At 43.1% G+C, this 20,735-nt stretch carries 18 protein-coding genes; 15 read left to right on the top strand and 3 right to left on the bottom strand.

Annotation, left to right across the window (positions count from 1 at the left end; all coding sequences use genetic code 11):
- The 8 genes from Q0537_RS10220 to Q0537_RS10185 form a co-directional block, all read left to right on the top strand.
- Nucleotides 1-1,084, top strand: a 1,084-nt coding sequence (locus Q0537_RS10220) for an acyltransferase family protein (protein WP_299227870.1), incomplete at its 5' end; no start/stop codon positions are given.
- A 1-nt stretch (nt 1,085) separates the two neighbouring features.
- A complete protein-coding gene (locus Q0537_RS10215; RefSeq protein ID WP_297943547.1) occupies nt 1,086-1,448 on the top strand; it encodes a GtrA family protein in 363 nt (120 codons plus the stop codon).
- A gap of 1 nt (nt 1,449) precedes the next feature.
- A complete protein-coding gene (locus Q0537_RS10210; RefSeq protein ID WP_299227866.1) occupies nt 1,450-2,382 on the top strand; it encodes a glycosyltransferase family 2 protein in 933 nt (310 codons plus the stop codon).
- Complete coding sequence (locus tag Q0537_RS10205; RefSeq protein ID WP_299227863.1) at nt 2,375-3,337, top strand: glycosyltransferase family 2 protein; 963 nt, start codon at nt 2,375-2,377, stop codon at nt 3,335-3,337. The genes Q0537_RS10210 and Q0537_RS10205 overlap by 8 nt, the downstream gene beginning before the upstream one ends.
- Before the next feature lie 1,526 nt (nt 3,338-4,863).
- A complete protein-coding gene (rpmI, locus tag Q0537_RS10200; protein WP_005871089.1) occupies nt 4,864-5,055 on the top strand; it encodes a 50S ribosomal protein L35 in 192 nt (63 codons plus the stop codon).
- A 97-nt stretch (nt 5,056-5,152) separates the two neighbouring features.
- Nucleotides 5,153-5,509 (top strand): 50S ribosomal protein L20, encoded by a 357-nt coding sequence (gene rplT / locus Q0537_RS10195; RefSeq protein WP_005871091.1) that lies wholly within the window; start codon nt 5,153-5,155, stop codon nt 5,507-5,509.
- Nucleotides 5,510-5,631: 122 nt separating this feature from the next.
- Nucleotides 5,632-5,934, top strand: a complete 303-nt coding sequence (locus Q0537_RS10190) for a hypothetical protein (protein ID WP_299227860.1) — start codon at nt 5,632-5,634, stop codon at nt 5,932-5,934.
- A 6-nt stretch (nt 5,935-5,940) separates the two neighbouring features.
- Entirely contained in the window at nt 5,941-7,599 is a 1,659-nt protein-coding gene (locus Q0537_RS10185) for an autotransporter domain-containing protein (protein ID WP_299227857.1), read from the top strand.
- A 489-nt stretch (nt 7,600-8,088) separates the two neighbouring features.
- Here Q0537_RS10185 and Q0537_RS10180 read toward each other — a convergent pair whose 3' ends face one another.
- Genes Q0537_RS10180 through selA form a run of 3 tightly spaced genes read right to left on the bottom strand, consistent with a single transcriptional unit; the run spans nt 8,089 to nt 12,276 of the window.
- Entirely contained in the window at nt 8,089-8,802 is a 714-nt protein-coding gene (locus Q0537_RS10180) for a histidine kinase (RefSeq protein ID WP_299227854.1), read from the bottom strand.
- A 50-nt stretch (nt 8,803-8,852) separates the two neighbouring features.
- Nucleotides 8,853-10,673, bottom strand: a complete 1,821-nt coding sequence (gene selB, locus Q0537_RS10175) for a selenocysteine-specific translation elongation factor (RefSeq protein WP_299227851.1) — start codon at nt 10,671-10,673, stop codon at nt 8,853-8,855.
- Nucleotides 10,666-12,276 carry an L-seryl-tRNA(Sec) selenium transferase gene (selA, locus tag Q0537_RS10170; RefSeq protein ID WP_299227848.1) on the bottom strand — a complete coding sequence of 537 codons (1,611 nt, stop codon included), beginning with the start codon at nt 12,274-12,276 and terminating at the stop codon, nt 10,666-10,668. Before selA ends, selB begins: the two co-directional genes overlap by 8 nt.
- 166 nt (nt 12,277-12,442) lie before the next feature.
- Here selA and Q0537_RS10165 point away from each other — a divergent pair, with 166 nt between their 5' ends.
- The 7 genes from Q0537_RS10165 to Q0537_RS10135 all read left to right on the top strand — a co-directional run bounded on the left by Q0537_RS10165 (nt 12,443) and on the right by Q0537_RS10135 (nt 20,726).
- Entirely contained in the window at nt 12,443-14,125 is a 1,683-nt protein-coding gene (locus tag Q0537_RS10165) for a 4Fe-4S dicluster domain-containing protein (protein ID WP_299227845.1), read from the top strand.
- The gene (locus tag Q0537_RS10160; RefSeq protein WP_299227842.1) at nt 14,125-14,994 is read left to right on the top strand and encodes a hypothetical protein; all 870 of its coding nucleotides are present in this window, start codon (nt 14,125-14,127) and stop codon (nt 14,992-14,994) included. Before Q0537_RS10165 ends, Q0537_RS10160 begins: the two co-directional genes overlap by 1 nt.
- 253 nt (nt 14,995-15,247) lie before the next feature.
- Nucleotides 15,248-15,445 (top strand): twin-arginine translocation signal domain-containing protein, encoded by a 198-nt coding sequence (locus tag Q0537_RS10155; RefSeq protein ID WP_298028524.1) that lies wholly within the window; start codon nt 15,248-15,250, stop codon nt 15,443-15,445.
- Nucleotides 15,446-15,455: 10 nt separating this feature from the next.
- Entirely contained in the window at nt 15,456-18,377 is a 2,922-nt protein-coding gene (locus tag Q0537_RS10150) for a formate dehydrogenase subunit alpha (protein ID WP_299227838.1), read from the top strand.
- A 9-nt stretch (nt 18,378-18,386) separates the two neighbouring features.
- Nucleotides 18,387-18,944, top strand: coding sequence for a formate dehydrogenase FDH3 subunit beta (gene fdh3B / locus Q0537_RS10145; protein ID WP_005871109.1), 558 nt, complete (start codon nt 18,387-18,389; stop codon nt 18,942-18,944).
- A gap of 241 nt (nt 18,945-19,185) precedes the next feature.
- Nucleotides 19,186-19,803, top strand: coding sequence for a hypothetical protein (locus tag Q0537_RS10140; RefSeq protein WP_297913571.1), 618 nt, complete (start codon nt 19,186-19,188; stop codon nt 19,801-19,803).
- Nucleotides 19,800-20,726, top strand: a complete 927-nt coding sequence (locus Q0537_RS10135) for a hypothetical protein (RefSeq protein ID WP_299227836.1) — start codon at nt 19,800-19,802, stop codon at nt 20,724-20,726. The genes Q0537_RS10140 and Q0537_RS10135 overlap by 4 nt, the downstream gene beginning before the upstream one ends.
- Nucleotides 20,727-20,735: the final 9 nt, after the last annotated feature.

Raw genomic sequence — 20,735 nt, 5'->3', positions numbered from 1 at the left:
CCTGAAAATTCTAAAAGAAATGGTTAATGGTTTTATAGATTTTTTAAAATTTATTTTTGCCATTATAATATTAATACATCATAGCTGGCAGTTTTTTCCTATACTGCCTATAGGATATATAGGCGTGGAATTCTTTTTCTTAGTAACTGGTTGGCTCATGGCTAAAAAATTTTATGATTTTGAGCTTAATGAAAATATATTTGTTATCACTAGAAATTATATAGTGAGAAAAATAAAGGTATTTTATTTAGAATACCTTGTGGCTATTGCGATAGGCTTTATTTTCATATGTTTATTTGCTTGGAATGAAGTACCGTCCATATCGGGCATGCTGGCATTGACAATAGGAGATATATTATTATTGCAAATTTGGGGTTTTCCTGTAAGATCTATAACTGGCGTTATGTGGTATCTATCAGCTATGATAGGCTCTATATCCATATTGCTTCCAATTATACTTAAAAATCAAAAAATGTTTATAAATTTCATTGCTCCACTTGTTATATTGATTTCATTTGGATCGATAGCATATCAATACAATTATATGGGAGTCATTATGGAGCCTATTTTTGGAGGATTCATTCATATCGGACTCATTAGGGCTATTGCAGATATTTCTTTGGGTTATTGCTTATATTTTGCTACAGAAAAAATTAATTCTATTAATTTTACAACAATAGGACTTATTTTGATCGCTATATTAGAATTTATTTTATATGCCGCAATCTTTTATCTTATCATTTTTACGCGTAAACCAAATAATACTGATTTTATTATAATATTGTTTTTATCTATATCTCTTAGCTTCTCTTTTAGTAGTAAATCATTGTTGGCAACTTTATTCCAAAAAAGAATTTTTAATAATTTAGGGCTATTAAGCCTGAATATTTTTTTAAATCATTTTTACATAGGTTGGATAATTATGGTTACGCAATCTAAATATTCTATGAAGCCTTATCAATCTATTGTCTATTATTTTTTAGGCGCAACAATTTGCATTATTTTAAATTTCATTATAGTAAAAGTTTTAAGAAAAATACAATATAAAAAACTAATTGATATTTTTTTAATTAAGGGGAAATAGCTTGAATATTCAAATTATAAAATTCCTCTTAGTTGGTATATTAAATACTGTTTTTGGCTACGGTCTATTTGCCCTTTTTATCTATCTGGGTCTATATTATCCTCTTGCCGTGTTGCTTTCTACGATACTTGGCGTATTGTTTAACTTTAAAACCATAGGCGGGCTAGTGTTCGGCAGCAACGATAATAGACTTATTTTTAAATTTATTTTGGTCTATGTTATAACCTATCTTTTAAATATATTTTTTCTATGGCTTTTTAAGCGGCTTGGTTTCGAAAATATGTATATAAACGGTTTTGTGCTTTTGATCCCGCTGGCCGCGGTATCATTTTTATTAAATAAATTTTTCGTCTTTAGGAGATGATATGAAAAAAATCAGTATAGTTACTGCCTGCTTTAACGAAGAGGAGAATGTAGAGGAAGTCTATACGCGCGTAAAAAAAGCTATGGGCGAATTTCCGGAGTATGCCTATGAGCATATATTTATCGATAATGCTTCGACCGATAGGACGGTTGAAATTTTAAAACGCCTAGCAAAGGATGATAAAAATTTAAAGATCATCGTAAATTCTAGAAACTTTGGTCATATTAAATCACCAACCTATGCGCTTTTGGGTGCAGACGGAGATGCCGTTATATCTATCGTAGCCGATCTGCAAGATCCGCCCGAGATGATTGCGCAGTTTATAAAAAAATGGCAGGAGGGCAACGACTTGGTTTTGGCTATTAAGCGAGATAGCGAGGAGCGTGGCGTGATGTTTAAAATCAGAGAGTGCTATTACGAGCTTTTATCAAAGTTATCTGAGATCGAAATTTTTAAGAATTTTACCGGCTTTGGACTTTTTGATAAAAAAGTCATCATTGCGCTTAGGCAGATGCATGATCCATATCCGTTTTTTCGCGGAATGTTAGCGGAGGCAGGTTATAGAGTAGCTAAAATTCCTTATGATCAACCCGTGAGAATTAAAGGAGTTACCAAAAACAACTTCTATACGCTTTATGATATGGGGATACTCGGTATAATCTGCAATTCCAAAGTACCACTTCGGCTCGCAACCTTTATAGGTATGATAACGGGCATTTTAAGTATAATAGTAGGACTTGTGTATTTTATACTTAAGCTAATTTATTGGGATGAGATGAGCGTGGGCATCGCGCCTCTTATCATACTTTTTTCATTCGTTTCATCTGGAATTTTGTTTTTTATCGGTATAATAGGCGAATATATCGGTGCAATTTATACACAAGTGTTGAATCGCCCATTGGTATTTGAAAAAGAAAGAATAAATTTTGACTGAGGATATTTTTTTAAGCATTGCGGTACCGACTTATAATAGAGCAGAATTCTTAGATAAAAGTCTAAATAGTCTATGCAAAAGCGTGTATAAAAGCGAGCGAAAAGATATTGAAATTTTAATTTTAGATAATGCTTCCAGTGATAAAACTTCGGATATTGCAAAAAAATATATTGATTTCGGACTTGTAAAATATATAAAAAATAGTGAAAATACTGGTCCAGATAATAATTTCAAAAAAGCGATTTCTTTGTCGCGCGGAAAATATATATGGATATTCGGTGATGATGATTTAGTGTTTGATGATACGATTAAATATTTAATGCGGATACTAGATTCTTCTTCGAAATTCGGTATCATTCATTTAAAGGCACAAAATTTCATAGACAAAATTAAGCCGGTAGAATTTAAAGAATTTAGTAATTTTAAAATTTATGATGATGATAAAGCGGAGTTTATAAAAGAAGCCCATACTAATTTAACTTTTATAACTTCTAATATAGTAAATAAAAGTTTATTTGATAGAATCGATTTAGACGCAATAGCAAATAACAATCTCGTGCAGCTTTATTGGAATATCGCCTGCGCGATTTTGTCTAATAAGCAAGTCGTGGTGTTTGATAAAATTTATGCAGCAAGGCAGTTTAATAGTGGAAGATATAATTTTTCAGAAGTATTTGGTGCAAATCTAAATGATACCTTAATCACTATTGAAAAGAATTTTAACGTAGATTTCGTGCTTGAAATTTTTAGAAAAAGGCTTTTAATATATTATTATCCCGCCAATATAATTAGGATACGAAACGGCCTTTCTGCAGTTAGGAACGAAAACTGCTTTCGCAATTTATATAAAATTTATAAGAAATTCCCCTCTTTTTGGATATTCACGGTTAGCGCGATGTGGATACCAAAAAAGCTAGGCCTTTTAATAGTTAAATTTATGCAAAAGACGATTTAGGACGGAATTTGCTATCTAAAATTTCATATATGGCGCTAGCGCAGATATTTTTTGCGTTTGTATCCGTAGTATCGATCTTAGTTCTACCAAAGCTTTTATCTTTAGAAGGCTTTGGATACTATCAATTATTTATATTTTTTGCTAATTACGTAGAATTTTTACATTTTGGACTATCTGATGGTATATATCTAAGATACGGTGGTAGGCGATATGAATTTATTTCTAAAAGAACTCTAAAATCCCAAATTTGTACGATGGAGATTTTATATATTCTAGAATGCCTAATTATATTTTTTACGGTTTGTGCGTTTTCGTTCGATAAAAGGTTATTTTTATATATTGCTATTTCGGGTGCTATCACGGTGCCAAGATCATTTCTATATAATCTTTTGCAAAGTGTAAATGAGATAAAAAAGTCAATACTCGTTTTGTTTATAGAAAGAATTTTTGTCTTATCATCTATATCAGCAGTTTATTTCGTGGATTTCGATAAAGCTAAATTTTTAATATTTTCATTTATTTTTGCCAGATTTATATCGCTTGTTTATATTTGTTTTTTATGTAGGGATCTTTTTAAAGTAAAGATGGCTCCTTTTACAGATAGCTTATTTTATATATATAAAAATATGCGAATAGGTATAAAATTAACAATCTCTGCGCTTTGTAATATATTTTTAATATTTATTGCAAGATCTATGATTGCATGGAAATTTAGCATCGTTTTATTTGGCAAAATTTCACTTATATTGTCGTTACTAAATTTTGCTCTATTTTTTATCAATGCATTCTCGGCGATCTTATTCCCGATATTACGAACTAAAAAAGCTTGCGAACAAAACGAAATTTTTAAAATTTTAGATGATGGACTATCAATCATATTTGTATTTTTATTTCTATTTGCATATCCTGTAGAAGTTCTACTGGGCGCTTGGCTACCTAAATATGCGGACGTTTTAAATTATATGCCGATAATTTTTGCGATATTGCTATGCGAAGGCAAGACGCTTCTTCTTACTAATTCATATTTTAAGACATTGCGCAAAGAAGGACAAATGCTTCGTATAAATTTAATTTCTTTGATTATATTTTCAGTATTTATTGGATTTATTGTATATTTTTGCAATGATATATTTATCATAATGTTTTGCCTGTTTTTATCTCTTTTTGCCAAATATATCGCATTGAGTTATGGTCTGAAAAAATTTATAAAAAGTGTAAATTTTTGCAATATTGGTGTAGAATTTTTTTGTGGTGTTTGCTTTATTGCTATATCTCATATATTGCCTGGCGTCTACGCGTTTTGCTTAATAATAGTAAGTTTTATAGTTTTAATTGTATTAAAAAGGAAAACTTTTATCCAATTGCTTAAATTTATAAAGACGATATAAATCTGAAAATATTACTATGAGTAATAATTATATCAATCTCGATGTAGCATTTTGTATTTTCATAAATTTTGCTAAAATTCAAATTTTTCAAAGAAACTTTATTATATACTTCCCATTCACTTTAAAAAAAGGACGACCATGCCAAAGATGAAAAGCGTGCGCGGTGCCGTCAAGCGTTTTAAAGCGGGCAAAAACAAGATCAAAAGAGGCTCGGCGTTTCGCAGCCATATTTTGACGAAGATGTCTCAAAAACGCAAGAGGAATTTGCGCGAGGCCCAATACGTCGATTCTACGAACGTATCTGCGGTTAAAAAAATGCTTTGCAAATAGTGCGAAGTTAGTTTTTGACGAAAGTCATTCAAACTCCCCTAAATTCATGGATTTTAGGGCAAGATCCCCAAGGGACGCCGATTAAGAAAGGATTAATATGGCAAGAGTAAAAACGGGCATTGTTAGACGCCGCCGACACAACAAGGTGCTAAAGCTTGCGCGCGGATTTTATAGCGCAAGACGCAAACATTTCAGAAAGGCCAAAGAGCAGCTGGAGAGAAGCCTCGTTTACGCCTTCCGTGACAGACGCGCGAAAAAACGCGATTTCCGCAGACTTTGGATAGTGCGCATCAATGCAGCTTGCAGGCTAAACGACATCAGCTATTCTAAATTTATAAACGGACTTAGAAAAGCGGGCATCGAGCTTGATAGAAAAATTTTAGCAAATATGGCTATGAACGACGCCGAAGCTTTCGCAACCGTCGCAAAGAAGGCAAAAGCAGCATTAAAATAAGCTTTAAAATTTGGCCGTCTTTAAGGCGGCTAAATTTTTAAATTTCGACAAAGCTTTTAATTTTAAAAGCGCGTCCGCAAATTTGTTGAAATTTAAGAATTTGGGTAATTTTATTTGAGGCGGTGCAGAATGCTAAAGCCTTTGAAAAAATCGTATCTCTTGCGCTTGTCGGTGCAGCAGGGTTCGGCTATGCGAGCGAGCAGAATTCCTGGAGCTATACAAACGCGCAAAAATCACCTTCCAACAACACTTCCCGTTCCGATGTAATGAGCGCTGCGGATAGCTTGGGCGCGAAATTAAGCAGGCACGACGCGGCTAGCGATAGCTCCACGAGCGACGAGTATGAAAACTCATTTCGTATCAAGCTCGAGTGTGCAAGGGGCTTTGCCAAAAAAGGCTCATATTCGGGTAGGCTTAATAATTAGCGCGTTATGATGCCTGCATTTCGCTGGACGGGCAATAGCGGCGTAAATGCCGAGTTTTGGAACGGCATTACCAATATAGGCGGCGCGCTGGTTCCTTATGTGGCTTTTGGCTCTTACGAAGCGGCGACGCCGGGCGATCAAACTACGCAATATCTGGTCAGAAGGGATGAAGACGCGGTTCAGATGAAGCGAAATATCGCGGCAGGCATAGCAAATTTAGGCTATACCTATACTAAAAATTCTACTAGAAATTTAAATTTAGTCTATGCCGATATAGATAATTTCGTAAATTTTTACGGCAGAGAAAATATCGCAGGATACTTTATCGACGAAGTTAATACCGAAAACAATCCCGCAACTATTGCCTATATGGAGAGTATCTACAACTATATCAAGACTAAATATCCGGGAATGCTCGTTTTGGCAAACAACGGCTGGGGCGTGCGCGACGCCATAGCTCCCTATGCGGACGTTTGGATGCTGCAAGAGGTGAGCGTGGATGAGTATATAAACCACTATCGTCCTAGAACCTCTGAGTTTGAAAAAGATCCCGCAAATTCCTCTAAAATTTTGCACGTGATATACAACGCAAGACCCGATCAGTACGACGAGATCATAAGATTGTCTCGCGAGCGTAACGCGGCAAATCTATTCATCACCTCCGATACGAATGCCTATCCTAGCGGATACGACGATCTGCCTACCTATTTTGAAGCGCTGATGCTGGCGATCAATAACTTCACGCCTAAAAACGGCAGCCTGTTTTCGCAGGTCGCAAGAGGCGGCAACCGGGTAGGCATCGAGATGCCGCGCTCGAAGGTCGATCTGGATCTTACAAAGCTTGCAAGAAATTCCGCTTATAAAAATTTAACCGACACCGACGGGCAGGAGTTTAACGTAAACGTAAGCGCGATCGGAAACTATGGCGGGGATTACAAAGACCGCTCGGGCGGCGTCAAATACGATCACAAGAGCGACGGAATTTTACTCGGAGCCTCCAAGAGAGTGGATGATCTTACGCTGGGCGTGATCTTTGGGTATCAAAAATCGGACGCTTGGTACGAGGGTAAATTCGACGGCGTCAAAGAAAACATCAAATCCTACGAGCTCGGTCTGGCGGGCAGATACGATTTTAGCGAGAATGTGGATCTGGCGGTAGGCTTAACATATTCGACGAACGATCATAAATTTGAAACCAACAACGGATTCGGCGCTATCCACGGCGCGAAATACAAATCGCAAATTTGGGATTTCAGTACGAGAGCAGGGTATAAATTTTTATTTGAAAACGGCTATATAAAGCCGTATTTGGGGCTTGGAGCGATTAGGGTGAACGAAGATGCGATCTCTAGGCTTAAATTTAGCTCCGCTTCAAAAACCGCACCGAACGGCACCGCGGGAATTTACGCGATCAAGGCTTTTGGTGATCTGCAGATATTCGCAAATGCGGAGTACGAGCATCGATTTAGCGGCGATTCGTATCATGCAAGCAGAAAGTATTCGGATAGATACGACGTCGAGGGGCTTGATTATTCTAGTGGCGTATTTAACGGCGCGATCGGGCTGAAATATAAGATCCTTCAAAGCGTCGGACTCAGCGCATCGTACGAGCTAAGCGAGAGCAAAAATAGCCTCGCTAGAGCGGCTTTTGACGTGGAATTTTGATTTTAATCGGAGTAGTCCAAGATAGGCAGCTTGAAGCACGATTACAGATTCCTCTTTGCCACAAAGCGAAAATTTTATGAAATTTGCGGCTAAATTTTACCCGGGCTTTGCCGCGAAATTTTAAAATTTGGACCATAAGATTTTGCTCGCATAATCTTTGCTTTTAATTCTATTTAGGATCACTTTTGCGCCGCTTCGGATGCGAAGCCACGAGATATAATCGCTGCCGCAGAAATTTTGCGCGAATACTTGAGGATTTTTAAAATTCTAAAATTTTTACTTGTTTAAGACTTTGCGGATCGCGTTTCATTCGTAAGGGATTTTAAAATTCTACGCACGGCGCAACTGAGGATTTTTAAAAGCAGCAAAATTTTAAGAATTCCAACGGGCATTCAAATTTTCGAGGCAAAATTTAGGCTGATTGGAAGCTGCCGAAATTTGGCAAAAGAAGCGAAATTTTGCGGATCGCTCCGCAAAATTTAAGAGAGATTATTTTAGCTTGTCTAGTTCGATGATGTAAGGCACTGAGTTTACTCCCGCACCGAAATATTTGGCAGCTAGGGCTTTTGCGGCGTTTAGCTCGGCAGCGCTTACGTCTTTGGCACCTGCTTTGTTATCTTCAGCGTAATATTTTCTAAAAACCGCTATCTTTTGCTCGTCGGTTTTAGCATTTTTGATCTCTTTGTAGATGAGCGCGGATTTTGCGTGGCCGTCGTCACCGTGAACGGAGGTCATGACGATATCGACATTATTATTTTTTAGCGTATCTTCGATCCTTGCCATCTCTTTGCGGCAGAATGGGCACAAAGCGTCCGTCAGCATCAAAATCGTAGGCTTTTTGGGATCGTTTCCTAGCTTGATGATATTGTCTTTGCTCTCTGCTTTGAAGACCTTACTTAGCTGTCCTGCGATGCGGTCTTGTTTGATCTGCTCCTTATAGACTACGCGTTTTTTAGGATCGATGATATCGGTAAAGATTAGATCGCCTTGAGTGAAGATGATCTCCTCTTGCGACATATTGCCTTGAGAAATCTTTAAAACGACCGCCTCGACGCCCTTTGGTTCGCTAAGTGGGATACGCTCGGCGACCTTTATTTCGATGCCTTGTGGCGCGCCGCCGTAGATGGATAGAATTTCGCTGTCGCTTAGAGCCGCGTTTAGGCTAGCTGCGAGCGCAACTGAAGTTAAAATAGCTTTTTTCATTTTTTTCCTTTGCAAAAATTCCGCGCATTGTAGTGCAAAATTTTAAATTTTTACTTTTTCAAATAGCGTTTATTGTCGATCGTCACGATATTTCCCATCTTGTCGAGGTATTCGAGGTAGCAGATGACGAATTTTCTGCTAAGCCCAAGCTCCTCTTTGGCGTTCGTGATGTTTACGAAGCCCTCTTTTTCGATGATCGCGTAGAGGCGCTTGATCGCCAGAGCTAAATTTTCAGCCTCGACGAAGAGATTATGCGCGAGACGGACGACCTTTTTGGCGTAGGTTAGCTTTTTTAGCGCGTCATCGCCGCTACTGCGGTCGATCTCCAGCTCGTCATAGACGTTATACGGCGCGAGAGGCGCTATGCCGCCCTTTTTGATGAGATCAAAAATTTTACTCTCCAGGCTCTGTTTGAGCGCGTCAAAATCCACCCCCGATTTTACGTAAACTCCGCCCTTTTTGGAGACGATGCCGCCACGCTCAAGCTCGCTAAGCGCGCGCGCGGCGAGCTCCTCGCTGGCCCACGAGAGCTTTAGGGCGATCGAGGCGGGCGAAAAGATCGCGTAGTCGTTTTTTGAGACGATAAATTTTATGAGGCTTTTTACGTCCTCGATCGCGCTTAGATCGTAAACGCATAAATTTGCTTCGTCAAAATACGTCCCTTCTATGCCGCGCGCGATCTTTACCGCTTCGCCGTACTCCATTCCGAAGCGCTGATACGCCGAAAATAGCCCGAATCCGTGCTTGTGAAAGCCGCTTAAAATTTTAAACGCCTCGGTGAAATTTCGCTTCAAAAGCGCGGTGAGAAGTACGGCTTTGCTCTGTTTTTTTAGCGGCTCGACTACGGCGTTTAGCACGCGTCCGCCGCCGATTACGCGCGAGTTTGACAAGCAGACGAATGGCTCGTCAAATTTCAAAAACATCGTTTTGTCAAATTTAAAGCTCACGAGCTTCTCGCCGCTAGGAAGTTCTTTTAAAATGAGCGCTTTTGCCGCGCTTTGCTTGCTTCCGACGCAAAACAGCACGTCTTGGTTGTGTGAAATTTCGCCGCTAAAGGTGCAGTCGGCTTCATTGAAGCCGCGGAAAAAGCCCTTTTTGCTTAGGATTTGCCCCTTTTCAAGCTCGCTCGTTTTGGCGTCAAGACTTAGTGCGACGCGGTTTGGAGCCTGCGCTAGCGGCGTATCCTCATCGTGGATCTGCACGCTTTTGACGTTAAAAATTTTACCCAGATCACAGTTGTAAAGCTTCTCGCCCTTTGAAATCGCGCCGTTAATGAGGCTGCCCGTTACGATGGTGCCGAGCCCCTTAAGTGAAAAGACGCGATCGATGTAGTAGTGCACCACGCCGCCTCCTTGGCGCTGCGCAGGCTTGATATTAAAGAGATAATTTTTCAGCTCGGCGATGCTTGCGGGGTCTTTTATGCTGATAAAAAAGGTATTTAAAATTTGCAAATCCTTAAATTTACTGATGTATTCCTTGCACTGCGCCGCGACCTCAGCTCGGCGCGCGTCGCCCACCAGATCGCACTTGCTGATACACAAGATCACGCTTTTTACCCCGAGCAGCGATAAAATTTGAATATGCTCGCGGCTTTGCGGCATTAGCCCGTCGTCCGCGGCGACTACCAGCATCGCAGCGTCGAAGGCATACGCGCCGCTAATCATCGTCTTTACTAGATTTTCATGCCCCGGAACGTCGATGAAAGCGACATTGGTATCCCCCGAGCGCAGATGCGAAAAACTAAGATCGATCGTGATGCCACGCTGCTTTTCGCTCGGCATCCGGTCCCCTTCAAAGCCGTTTAGCGCCTTGATTAACGCGGTCTTTCCGTGATCGATATGGCCTGCGGTGCCGATGATTACGCTATTCATAAATTTCTCCGATCTTTTTTATTAAATCTTGTAAGTCGCTTTTTAAAATCGATCTGAAATCGAGCAAAAATTTATCATCCTCGATCCGCCCGATTATACCCGCAGCGCGAAATTTAGCCTGCGCGCTCTGCGGGTCTGCCCCATCTAAGATCGCAAGCGCGACGCTAGGGTAGGAGGCGCTCGGCATCGTACCGCCGCCTACGAAGGTGGTAGTAGGCACGATCTGCGATTTTACGCCGATGTGCGATCGCACTAGCTCCGCTCGCTTGCGCAGCTCGTCTAGGCTTAGATGGATCTGATCTATCGTCGTGATGAGGTGAAATTCTTTATTTATATACGCCTTGATCGTCTCGGCAAGCAGGCTTAGCGTGATCTTGTCCACGCGCAGCATTCGCAGCAGCTGGTTTTTGCGCAGGCGCGCGATGAGCTCGCGATCTCCTAGGATGATGCCGCACTGCACGGAGCCGAAAAGCTTGTCGCCGCTAAAGCTAAGCAGCCGCACGCCGCTTTTTAAAAGCTCAAAGATTGAGGGCTCGCTTTTGCCGAGCCCAAACCCTAGCTCGCTTGCATAGCCGCTTCCAAGATCGTAGTAATCGATGATCTCGTTAAAGCTTTCCTCTTTTTTCATGCTAAATTTTGCAGGAGCAATTTTAGAAGCTTTGGTGTAAATTTCGCTCCCATCGCCTTCATAAAAACACTCGCTCTTTTCGGACGGCTCGCGGATATTTAAATTTAGAGCATTCGCGGAACTATCCGCTAAGTTCAAACCATTCGGCGCAGAATTTAAAATTTCGCCGTCTGCGTCCGAAGAGCCGCCGCAAAGATCTGCTAAATTTTTAAAGCTTGCCGCTCTAAGCGCTAAAAATTCTCTCTTTGCCTGCGAGGCGCGACGTGCGAGAGCCGCCACCTCCGCAGCGCTTACGCTAGAGCTAAAGCCCGAAATTTTAAAATTTGAACGGTGTACCTTCATCAAGATCGCCGTATTTTCATTGATCGCTTCCTCGTAATCGTCCGGCTTGGTTTTGTTCGTAGTGCCGATCTCTGTGAGCTTTGCGCCAGAGTTTGCCATCACTTCGCTTACCCGAAAGCTCCCGCCGATCTCGACGAGCTCGCCGCGGCTTACCACGACTTCGCGTCCGCGCGCGAAGGTATTTAGCACCAAAAAGACCGCAGCAGCGTTGTTATTGACCACGAGCGCGTCCTGCGCGCCGAAGAGCTCGCTGCACAAAAGCGCTATGTAGTCGTATCTGTTGCCGCGCGCGCCCTCGGATAGGTCGTATTCTAAATTTGAATACGAGGTGATGATCTTTTGCGCGCGGGCTAAAATTTCGGCGCCGATGACGCTGCGGCCGAGGTTTGTGTGCAGCACGACGCCGGTTGCGTTGATGAGCGGCTTAAGGTTTAGATTTTGAAATTTTTCGTAGCGCGATTTGATGCGCGCGATGATCTCGCTTTCGCTTGCGACCGCGCCTCCTTGCAGCGCCTTTTCGCGCTCCTGTCGGATGAGCTCTTGCGCGATTTTGATGATTTGCGGGCGAAGGCAGTTTTGAAACTCCTGCGCGTTTGCGATTTTGTCGATTTTTGGTAGTTTGATTTGTTGCATTGCGACCCCGATGCCTTAAAATTTAGGCGATTTTATCATTTAAAGCTTTGATTTTGCTTTATCTATAGAATTATTAATTTAAATTCGATTTACTTTAAGTGCAGAATTTAAAAGCTGTTTAGAAAATAAGAGTAAAACCCGCCTAATTATCAATTTAGGATAGATTATGAAAGAACATGGATTTTATGCCGCGGGGCTAAAGGATGTCGTCTTAAGCGACGATATCGAAATTTGCGGTGATGAAGAGGAGGCGAAAAATGAGGAATTTATCGTTGCGAATTCGCCGAAATTAAAAGCGCAAATTTATGCGCCCGAGATAAATTTTTATATAGAAAATTCCGCAGATGAGCCGCTACAAATCGCTAAAAACGTAGATATTTTGTATCGCGCCAAAGATATCGTCTTCGACGGCGCGCTAGATAGCGACTATCAAAAGCCCGTCGGCAAAAACGTGATTCTCGCCTGTGATGAGCCGCGAGAGGGGCTTGTGGGGCTACTTAGGCAGCACGGATTTAAGGTGATCGCGTTAAGCAGGGCTGAGATAAAGTTCGTCTACGGCGAGATTGGCGATCTTGCGGTTACGATTTTAAGCGAGCAGGATAAGGTTGAGACTGAGGCGGATTTTTTCTTGATTAGCGGCGCGACGCCCTATCAGCTACGACAAAGCGGCTGCTACGAGATCTCGGGGCTAAAAGACGATGAAATTTTAGAAATTTTAAATTCCAAAAGCCCGGTTTATCATTATAAGAATTCTACGATCTTTGATCCTGCGATCTGTCAGTATCAAGGCAGGCGAAATGAGTTGCGCACGCCATGCGTGGAGGTTTGCCCTACAGTGGCGATTTTGAAAAACGACGAAAAGCGCGAGTTAGTATTTTCGCATATCGACTGCATCGGTTGCGGCGCGTGCGTGAGCGTCTGCCCTAGCGGCGCGCTGAAATTTGCCAAGCTGCCCCAAAGAGTATTTGGCGAGATCGCAAAGCTCTATGCAGGCAAAATTCCGCTTCTCATCGCAGAGAGCGAAATTGAGTCCGCACCCGCAGTGCAGCTTCCGTGCGGCGTGCTGCCGTTTGGAATTTTTGGAAGCAAGCAAATAGATGAGGTAAATTTGCTAAGCGCGATGCAAGAAAGCGGCTCGAGTGTGATCGTTTACGGTGCAGACGTAGGCGAGGGCACGCGCGAAGCAGCGGAGCTTATAAATGGAATTTCGCGCGCGATCTACGGCAAGGAAGCAGTATTTTTAGCGCGAAATTTAACCGAGCTGCAAGAGGCGCTAAAGTGGGCGCAAAGCTCTCAGCCCTGGGCGTTTAGCCTAAACGAACAGGGCCTTAGCAAGAAAGAAATTTTCTCAAAACGAGTAAGCGCAATGGTTGGCGAGGGCAGCTTCGGCGCCGTAAAAAGCGGAGAGTTGCTAAAATTTGGCAAAGTAAACATAAACGAAGCAAGCTGCACGCTATGCCTTAGCTGCGTGGGTGCCTGTAATACCGGCGCGCTGTATGCCGATAACAGCGACAATTCGATTAAATTTAACGCTTCACTTTGCACGACGTGCAACTACTGCGTGCTAAGCTGCGCCGAAAAGGATACGATCGAGCTTGAGCCTTGCGGCGTGGAGCTTGAACCGGGATTTTTTAATTACAAAATGCTAGCTAAAGATGAGCTTTTTAAGTGCATTGAATGCGGTAAGGAATTTGCGACGAGCAAAGCCGTGATGAAGATCGCGGATATGATGGGTGCGCATTTTGCAAACGAGCCTGAAAAGATGAAGACTCTTTTTTGCTGCGGCGATTGCAAGGCGAAAATAATGATAAAAAAGCAGATAGAAGATGCTAGAAAAGGGGCAATGTAATGGATGCGAATCTACTTCAAGCAAGAAGCTACTACTACGAATTTTTTGCAATTCCATTTTTTTTCTATGAAACGGATGCGAAATTTAAGCGCTGGAAGGAGCAACTGGAGTTTTTACGCAGCTCGCCCATTGTGCCTAGCGATGAGGCGGAATTTCAAAATTTAGCGAAATTCGACTTTGCAGCGTTTAAAAGCGAGCAAAATTCCGTGCTTTTTGATTTTTCATACGCCAATGTGCCGATGAGTGCGAGCTTCTACGACGAGGGACGCGACGATGGGCGTATGCGTGTCGCGGTAATCGACGTGCTAAAAAAGAGTAAATTTCGCCGCAATATGGAGCTTTGCAAGGAGTGCGAGGACTATGTGGGATTTATTTTTTACCTGCATTCGACTCTGCTGCGCGACGCGGCTGCAAAACACAGCGCGGTTTTAAACGGACAAAATTCTGTGACAAAAGAGCAAAATTCCACAAATAGCGCGAGCTTAACGGCGCAAGACGGAAAAAATTCTGTAGATTCGCATGGCAGTAAAAATTTTACAGGTCCGCAGGATGGTAAAAATACCGCGAGCGTGCAATGCGCTAAAAATTTCATCGGCGCGCAAGATGGCGAAACGCTGGCGTTAGAGCTTTTTACGAATGTCACCAACAGCTTTGTGGATGAGTTTAGCGAGCTTTTGTGCGGGCATGTGCGGGCGGATTTTTTCAAATCATTAGGCGCACTAATGAGAAGCTTTTTTGCGCTTGAGCGCTCGCTTTTAGCGCTTGCCGCTCCGCAAAAGAAAGATCGCAGCGTCGTTAAAGAAGCGATCAAAAAAGGTGGCTATCAAAATAAATTTACCAATCCGGAAGATATTTTTAATCTGGATTGATAAATAAAATTTTTAACGAAAATCTTATACGCAAAAGCAGAATTTCGGTTAAATTTTAAACTCGCAAACTCGAGTTTTGCGAGTAGTTTTTTAGTTAGAACTTTATATTTTGAATTTTAAATAAAATTTAAAAAGTAACTTAAAATTTAATTTCCATCTCACTGCCTTTTCGTTATAATTCATTAGACTTAAATCCTGTAACAGGCGTTACTACAATAAAAGATTTAAAGCGATTTCTTCACAAAGGAAAACCATGGAGAACAAACGCAGGGATTTTCTTAAAAAATCTCTAAAAATCGGCGCAGTAGGTGCCGTGGGCATTGCCGCATCTCAGGCTCTAGCGAAAAATGAGCAGGATTACGGCGATACCGTTCGTGGCAAATCGCCGAAAAAAGAGGTGCTTTACTGGGAGAGTGAAGCGTGGAAAAAATACTATAAAGTAGCTTACTAGGAGAATTTTCATGAGTGAGAATGCGATCGGAAGGAGATCGTTTTTGAAGCTCGCCGCTTTAGGAGCGAGCAGCGTAGCTGCGTTTGGCGAAAATAATACGCTAAGAGCCGCTACCGAGCAAGAGATCAAAAACCCATTTCCAGGTTCTGTTATGAAGCGAACGATATGTTCGATCTGTTCCGTAGGCTGCGGTATCGAGGCTCAAGTGGATGAGAGCACCAATACCTGGATTCGCCAAGATATGGCAGTAGATCACCCGATCTCGCAGGGCAGTCACTGCTGTAAGGGAATCGATCAAATCGATCTAACCAAATCTAAAATGCGTCTTAAATATCCGCTCAAAAAGGTTGGTGGCAAGTGGGAGCGCATAAGTTGGGAGCAAGCCGTCAACGAAATCGGCGATAAAATGCTTCAGGTTCGCAAAGAGGACGGCCCAGATAGTGTAGTATTTCTGGGGTCGGCTAAATTTTGCAACGAGCAGGCATATTATTTTAGAAAATTTGCAGCCTTTTGGGGTACAAACAGCAACGACCACGTAGCCAGAATTTGACATAGTGCAACAGTCGCCGGTGTGGCGAATACTTGGGGTTATGGAGCTATGACAAATCACGTAGGCGATATGGCGAAAAATTCTAAAATGATCCTTTTCATAGGTGCGAATTCTGCGGTTGCAAATCCCGTGGGGGCTATGAAGCATGCTCTTCAAGCTCGCGATAGAAACGGCGCGAAAATCGTTGTAGTTGATCCAAATTTTACTAGAACTGCGGCTAAGGCCGATATGTATATTAGAATTCGTCCGGGAACCGATATAGCGTTTGTGTACGGAATGCTGCATCTAATCTTCAAAAACGGCTGGGAGGACAAAGAACTAATAAAAACCAGAACCTACGCCGTAGATGAGATCAAGGCGGAAGCTGAGAAGTGGGATCCTAAAGAGGTAGCCAATGTCACCGGCTGCAAGGAAGAGGAGCTGATAGAATTTACGAGGATGTTTGCTACCACAAAGCCCGCTACTTTATGCTGGGCTCTAGGCATTACGCAGCACTCGATCGGAAGTTCAAATACTAGAATTTTGGCTCTTTTGCAGCTCATACTAGGCAATATGGGCAAGCCGGGCGGCGGCTGCAACATCCTTAGAGGCCATGATAATGTTCAGGGCGCTACCGATATGTGCAATCTCTCCGATAGCTTGCCTGCGTATTACGGGCTAGCCGATAACGCTTGGAAGCACTTCTGCAAGGGCTGGGGTGTAGATTATGAGCAGTTTATTAAAAGATTTGCCGTCTCTACTAAGCAGCCGCACGAAAAGCAGGGCGAAAAAGTGCCTGGTACGAATTTTACCGAGTATTTCCACTACGATCCGAGCATCGAGCAAGATACGATAAATTGGCGCAACGAAAAGGGCTTTTCGCTATCTAAATGGTGGCAGGGCGTTTTGAAAAACGAGCCCGTTTTAAGTAGTGGCAATGTCCGCGTTCTTTGGGTGCAAGGCACAGGAATTACTTCTATGGCTCATGTTCGCGAGACTCAAGAAGCATTAGGCAAGATCGATATGCTGGTAGTCGCCGAGCCGTTCTTAAACGAAGTAGCGATTCTAAACGATAGACCGGATGGAATTTATGTTTTGCCGGTAGCTACGCAGTTTGAGAGCGAAGGCCATCTAAGCGCTACAAACCGCAGCGGCCAGTGGAGAACTCAGATTGTTAAGCCTCTATTTGAGAGCAAAGAGGATCAGGAGGTAATGTTTTTATTCGCGAAAAAATTCGGCTTTTACGACGAATACGTTCGCGGCATGAAGATGGGCATCGTTGATGGCGAGCTTAAGCAGGTTAAAGACGATTTTGTTTGGCCTGACGACGCTACCGATGAGATTGCACGCAATACTCAAAGTATTGGAAATAACGGACGCACCGCAGCTAGATTTCGCAGACAGCAGAAGAACTGGCATCTATTTGATCCCGATACTTTGCGCGGTATAGGTGGCGAGGTCGAGGGCGAATATTACGGGCTTCCATGGCCTTGCTGGGATACGCAACACCCGGGCACGCCGATTCTTTACGACGTAACTAGACCTTATGCAGATGGGGGCATGGGATTTAGGAACCGCTTCGGCTTAGAACACGACGGCGTTTCGCAGCTAGCCGACGAGAGCATTACACTTCCGGGATCAAAAATTCAAGGCGGTCATGCGGAGATTACAAAAGCAAATATCGAACAGGTTTTAGGCATTACGCTAAGCGAGGATGAAAAAGCCAAGATGGGACCTACGTGGAGCACAGATTATAGTGGCATTATCGCTAAAAAATGCCGAGAGTTTGGAATTTGTCCTTGCGGAAACGCAAGAGCCAGAGCCAAGGTTTGGCAGTTTGCGGATCAAATTCCAAAGCATCGCGAACCGATCCACTCGCCTAGATGGGATTTGGTAGAGAAATATCCGACCTTTGCGGATCAAAAACGAAATTTCCGCGTCTTTACGAGATTTATCTCCGAGCAGAAAAAGCAGGATTGGAGCAAGGATTTCCCTACTATCGTAAGCTCGTTAAGGCTTGTAAATTTAAGCGGTGCGGGCATGATTGAGCGCACGAGCAAGTATCTTTCGGCGATTACTCCGGAGATGTTCGCGCACGTAAACCCTAAGCTTGCCGCTGATAAAGGTATCAAAGATGGCGAGATGATGTGGATCCATTCGCCGCAAGGCACGAAGATCAAAGTCAAGTGCATCTATTCGCACGCCGTAACGCCTGATCGTATTGTTATGCCGTATAACTTCGCGGGAATTTTCCAGGGCGAGGATCTAAGCGACCGCTATCCTGAGGGCACTAAGCCATATATCAGAGGCGAGAGCTCAAATACGATTACCAACTACGGCTTTGACATAAATACGCAAATTTCGGAATTTAACGCCGGTCTTTGCAGACTAGAAAGAGCATAAGGAGATAAAATGCCGGCAAGATTAAAATTTTACGTCGATGTCGAGCGTTGCATCGCTTGCTATGGTTGCCAGGTAGCCTGCAGCTCGGCGCACGAGGTTCCCGTGCAGATCAATAGGCGCAAGGTTATCACTTTAAACGAGGGCATAGAGGGGCAGGAGGTTTCAAGCTCTATTGCTTGCCAACACTGCACCGATGCGCCTTGCGCGCAGGTTTGTCCGGTTCAATGCTTCTATATCAGAACCGACGGCGTCGTTTTACATGACAAAGATAAATGTATCGGCTGCGGATACTGCCTCTATGCGTGTCCGTTCGGCGCTCCGCAATTCCCTAGAGACGGGGCTTTCGGTATCAAAGGTGCGATGGATAAGTGCACTATGTGCGCGGGTGGACCGGAGCCTACGTTTTCGCACGAGGAACTGCATAAATACGGTCAAAACCGCATCGCAGAGGGCAAGGTTCCGATGTGTGCGGCGATCTGTTGCACGAACGCTCTAATCGTGGGCGACGCGAGCAGAGTTTCGGAGGTTTATCGCAAGCGCGTACTTACGCGCGGCGTGAGCCTATAAGATTGTGGAATTTTAAACTCCTCCGGTTTTAAAATTCCGTCTCTTTTCGCAGAAATTTCAACCGAGCGACGGCTTTAAATTTAGCGGTCGCTCGGCGCGAAATTTTATTTGAAAATCTCCGCTCCTGCGTATCGATCGTTATATTATTTCAAAAAATCGCTTTTTGCTGACATTAAAATTTTAAATTTATGCTACAATCACTCAAATTTAGGATTTGAAATCTTAAGCGAAAGGATCTGTCTTGAAAAATAAAATTTCACTTTTTTTGGTCATTTCGGCGTTTTTGATTTTTACAGGTTGCTCTAAAAATGTACCCGTAAATAGCGGTATCGTGCGCACTTCCGAGCCGCTTCACATTATGGAATTTCCGCAGGATAAACTCATAAGCGTAAATTTCACCAACACCTCTACGACGGATTCAAATTTAACCCAAGTAGTGATCCAACATCTGCGCGCGGACGGATTTAAGGTCGTAAATAAAAGCGCGGCAAACGTCCAAATCGGCGGCAATCTAAACTACTTCCGCAAGGCGGATTTTTCGCGCAGATCGTGGGATAATCCGAGATTTAGCTTCGGTATGGGATTTGGCAGATATTACAGATATACGGGCGTAGGCGTGGGCTGGGGGATGCCGTTCGGTTATGATCCGTGGTATGACGACGATTATTACAGAGACTACTTCTACGACTCGCAGATTAGCCTCTACATAAGCGTTAAAAACAAGGGCGCGTGGAAGGATTACGTAACTAATCTCAACTACCAAAGCATCAAAAATCCGGGCTCTAAAGACTCGGTAATGGATGCGCTAAATTTTAAAATTTACGAATATATAAGACAACTGATTAAGCAGGGAAGATGATAGTAAAAGAGAATAAAAAGCCCGTAGCGATGACGCTGGCGGGATCGGCGATTTTGGCGCTCGCTAGCGGATATTGCTACCACGCGGGCTTTGGCGGCGCGGCGCTTTTCGCTTCCGTAGTGGCGGCATTTTGCGCGTTTTTTTGCGCGCTCAGACTCGGCGCGAAAAATTATTTGCAGATCGGCGAGGACGCCCTGACGATCGTGCGCGGGGCAAATTCCGAGAGCTTCGAATACAAAGATATCGTAAATTTAGGCATAAAAACCTTCGCCGCGGGCAAAAACAAAACGGAGCTTTTAAATTTTGTATTCAAAAAAGCGCCGCAGGCGCAGGACCGCTTTAATTTTTTACGATTTTACAGCGACACGGAGGCTACGCTGCCGGGCTCGTTTGAAATTTCGATCTACGAGCTGAGCAAAATTTTGCGCGAAAAAGCCGGTCTTTCGCAGAGCTCCGAGGAAGAGCAAACCGCCTCAAAAACTCACAAGGGCGCTAAGAGTTCTAAAAAAAGCGCGGGTAGCGGTAAAAATTTTAAAGCTAAAAACCTCCGCGATGAAAATTCCGCTTCGCAAAATTCCGATACGCAAAATTCCTGCGGCGCACAAAATTTAGGCGCGGAGAATTCCTACGCCGCGCAGAATTCCATCGCACAAAATTCTAATGGCGCCGCTGATTCAAACGGCGCGCAGAATTTGAAGGGCGCTTCAAATTTAAACAAACAAAGCTCCGCCGCGCCGAATGGTGCCGCTTCCTTAAATAGCGCCAGCTCGGGCGAAAATTTCACAGGCGCCGAGAATCCCGCCTCGAAAATTTCCGCGGGCGATAATGAGCCTGACGCTGCGCCTGAAAGTGCGGTAGCGGCTGACTCTGATGCCGCCGATACCGCGATGCAAAGCTCCGCCTGCGAAAGTAAAAATAAGTAGAGGCGCGGT

Origin of the sequence: uncultured Campylobacter sp., from assembly GCF_938017775.1 — a bacterium.
GTDB lineage: Bacteria > Campylobacterota > Campylobacteria > Campylobacterales > Campylobacteraceae > Campylobacter_B.
The sequence above is the reverse complement of the archived record's forward strand: the minus strand, read 5'-3'. Positions and strand labels throughout refer to the sequence as shown.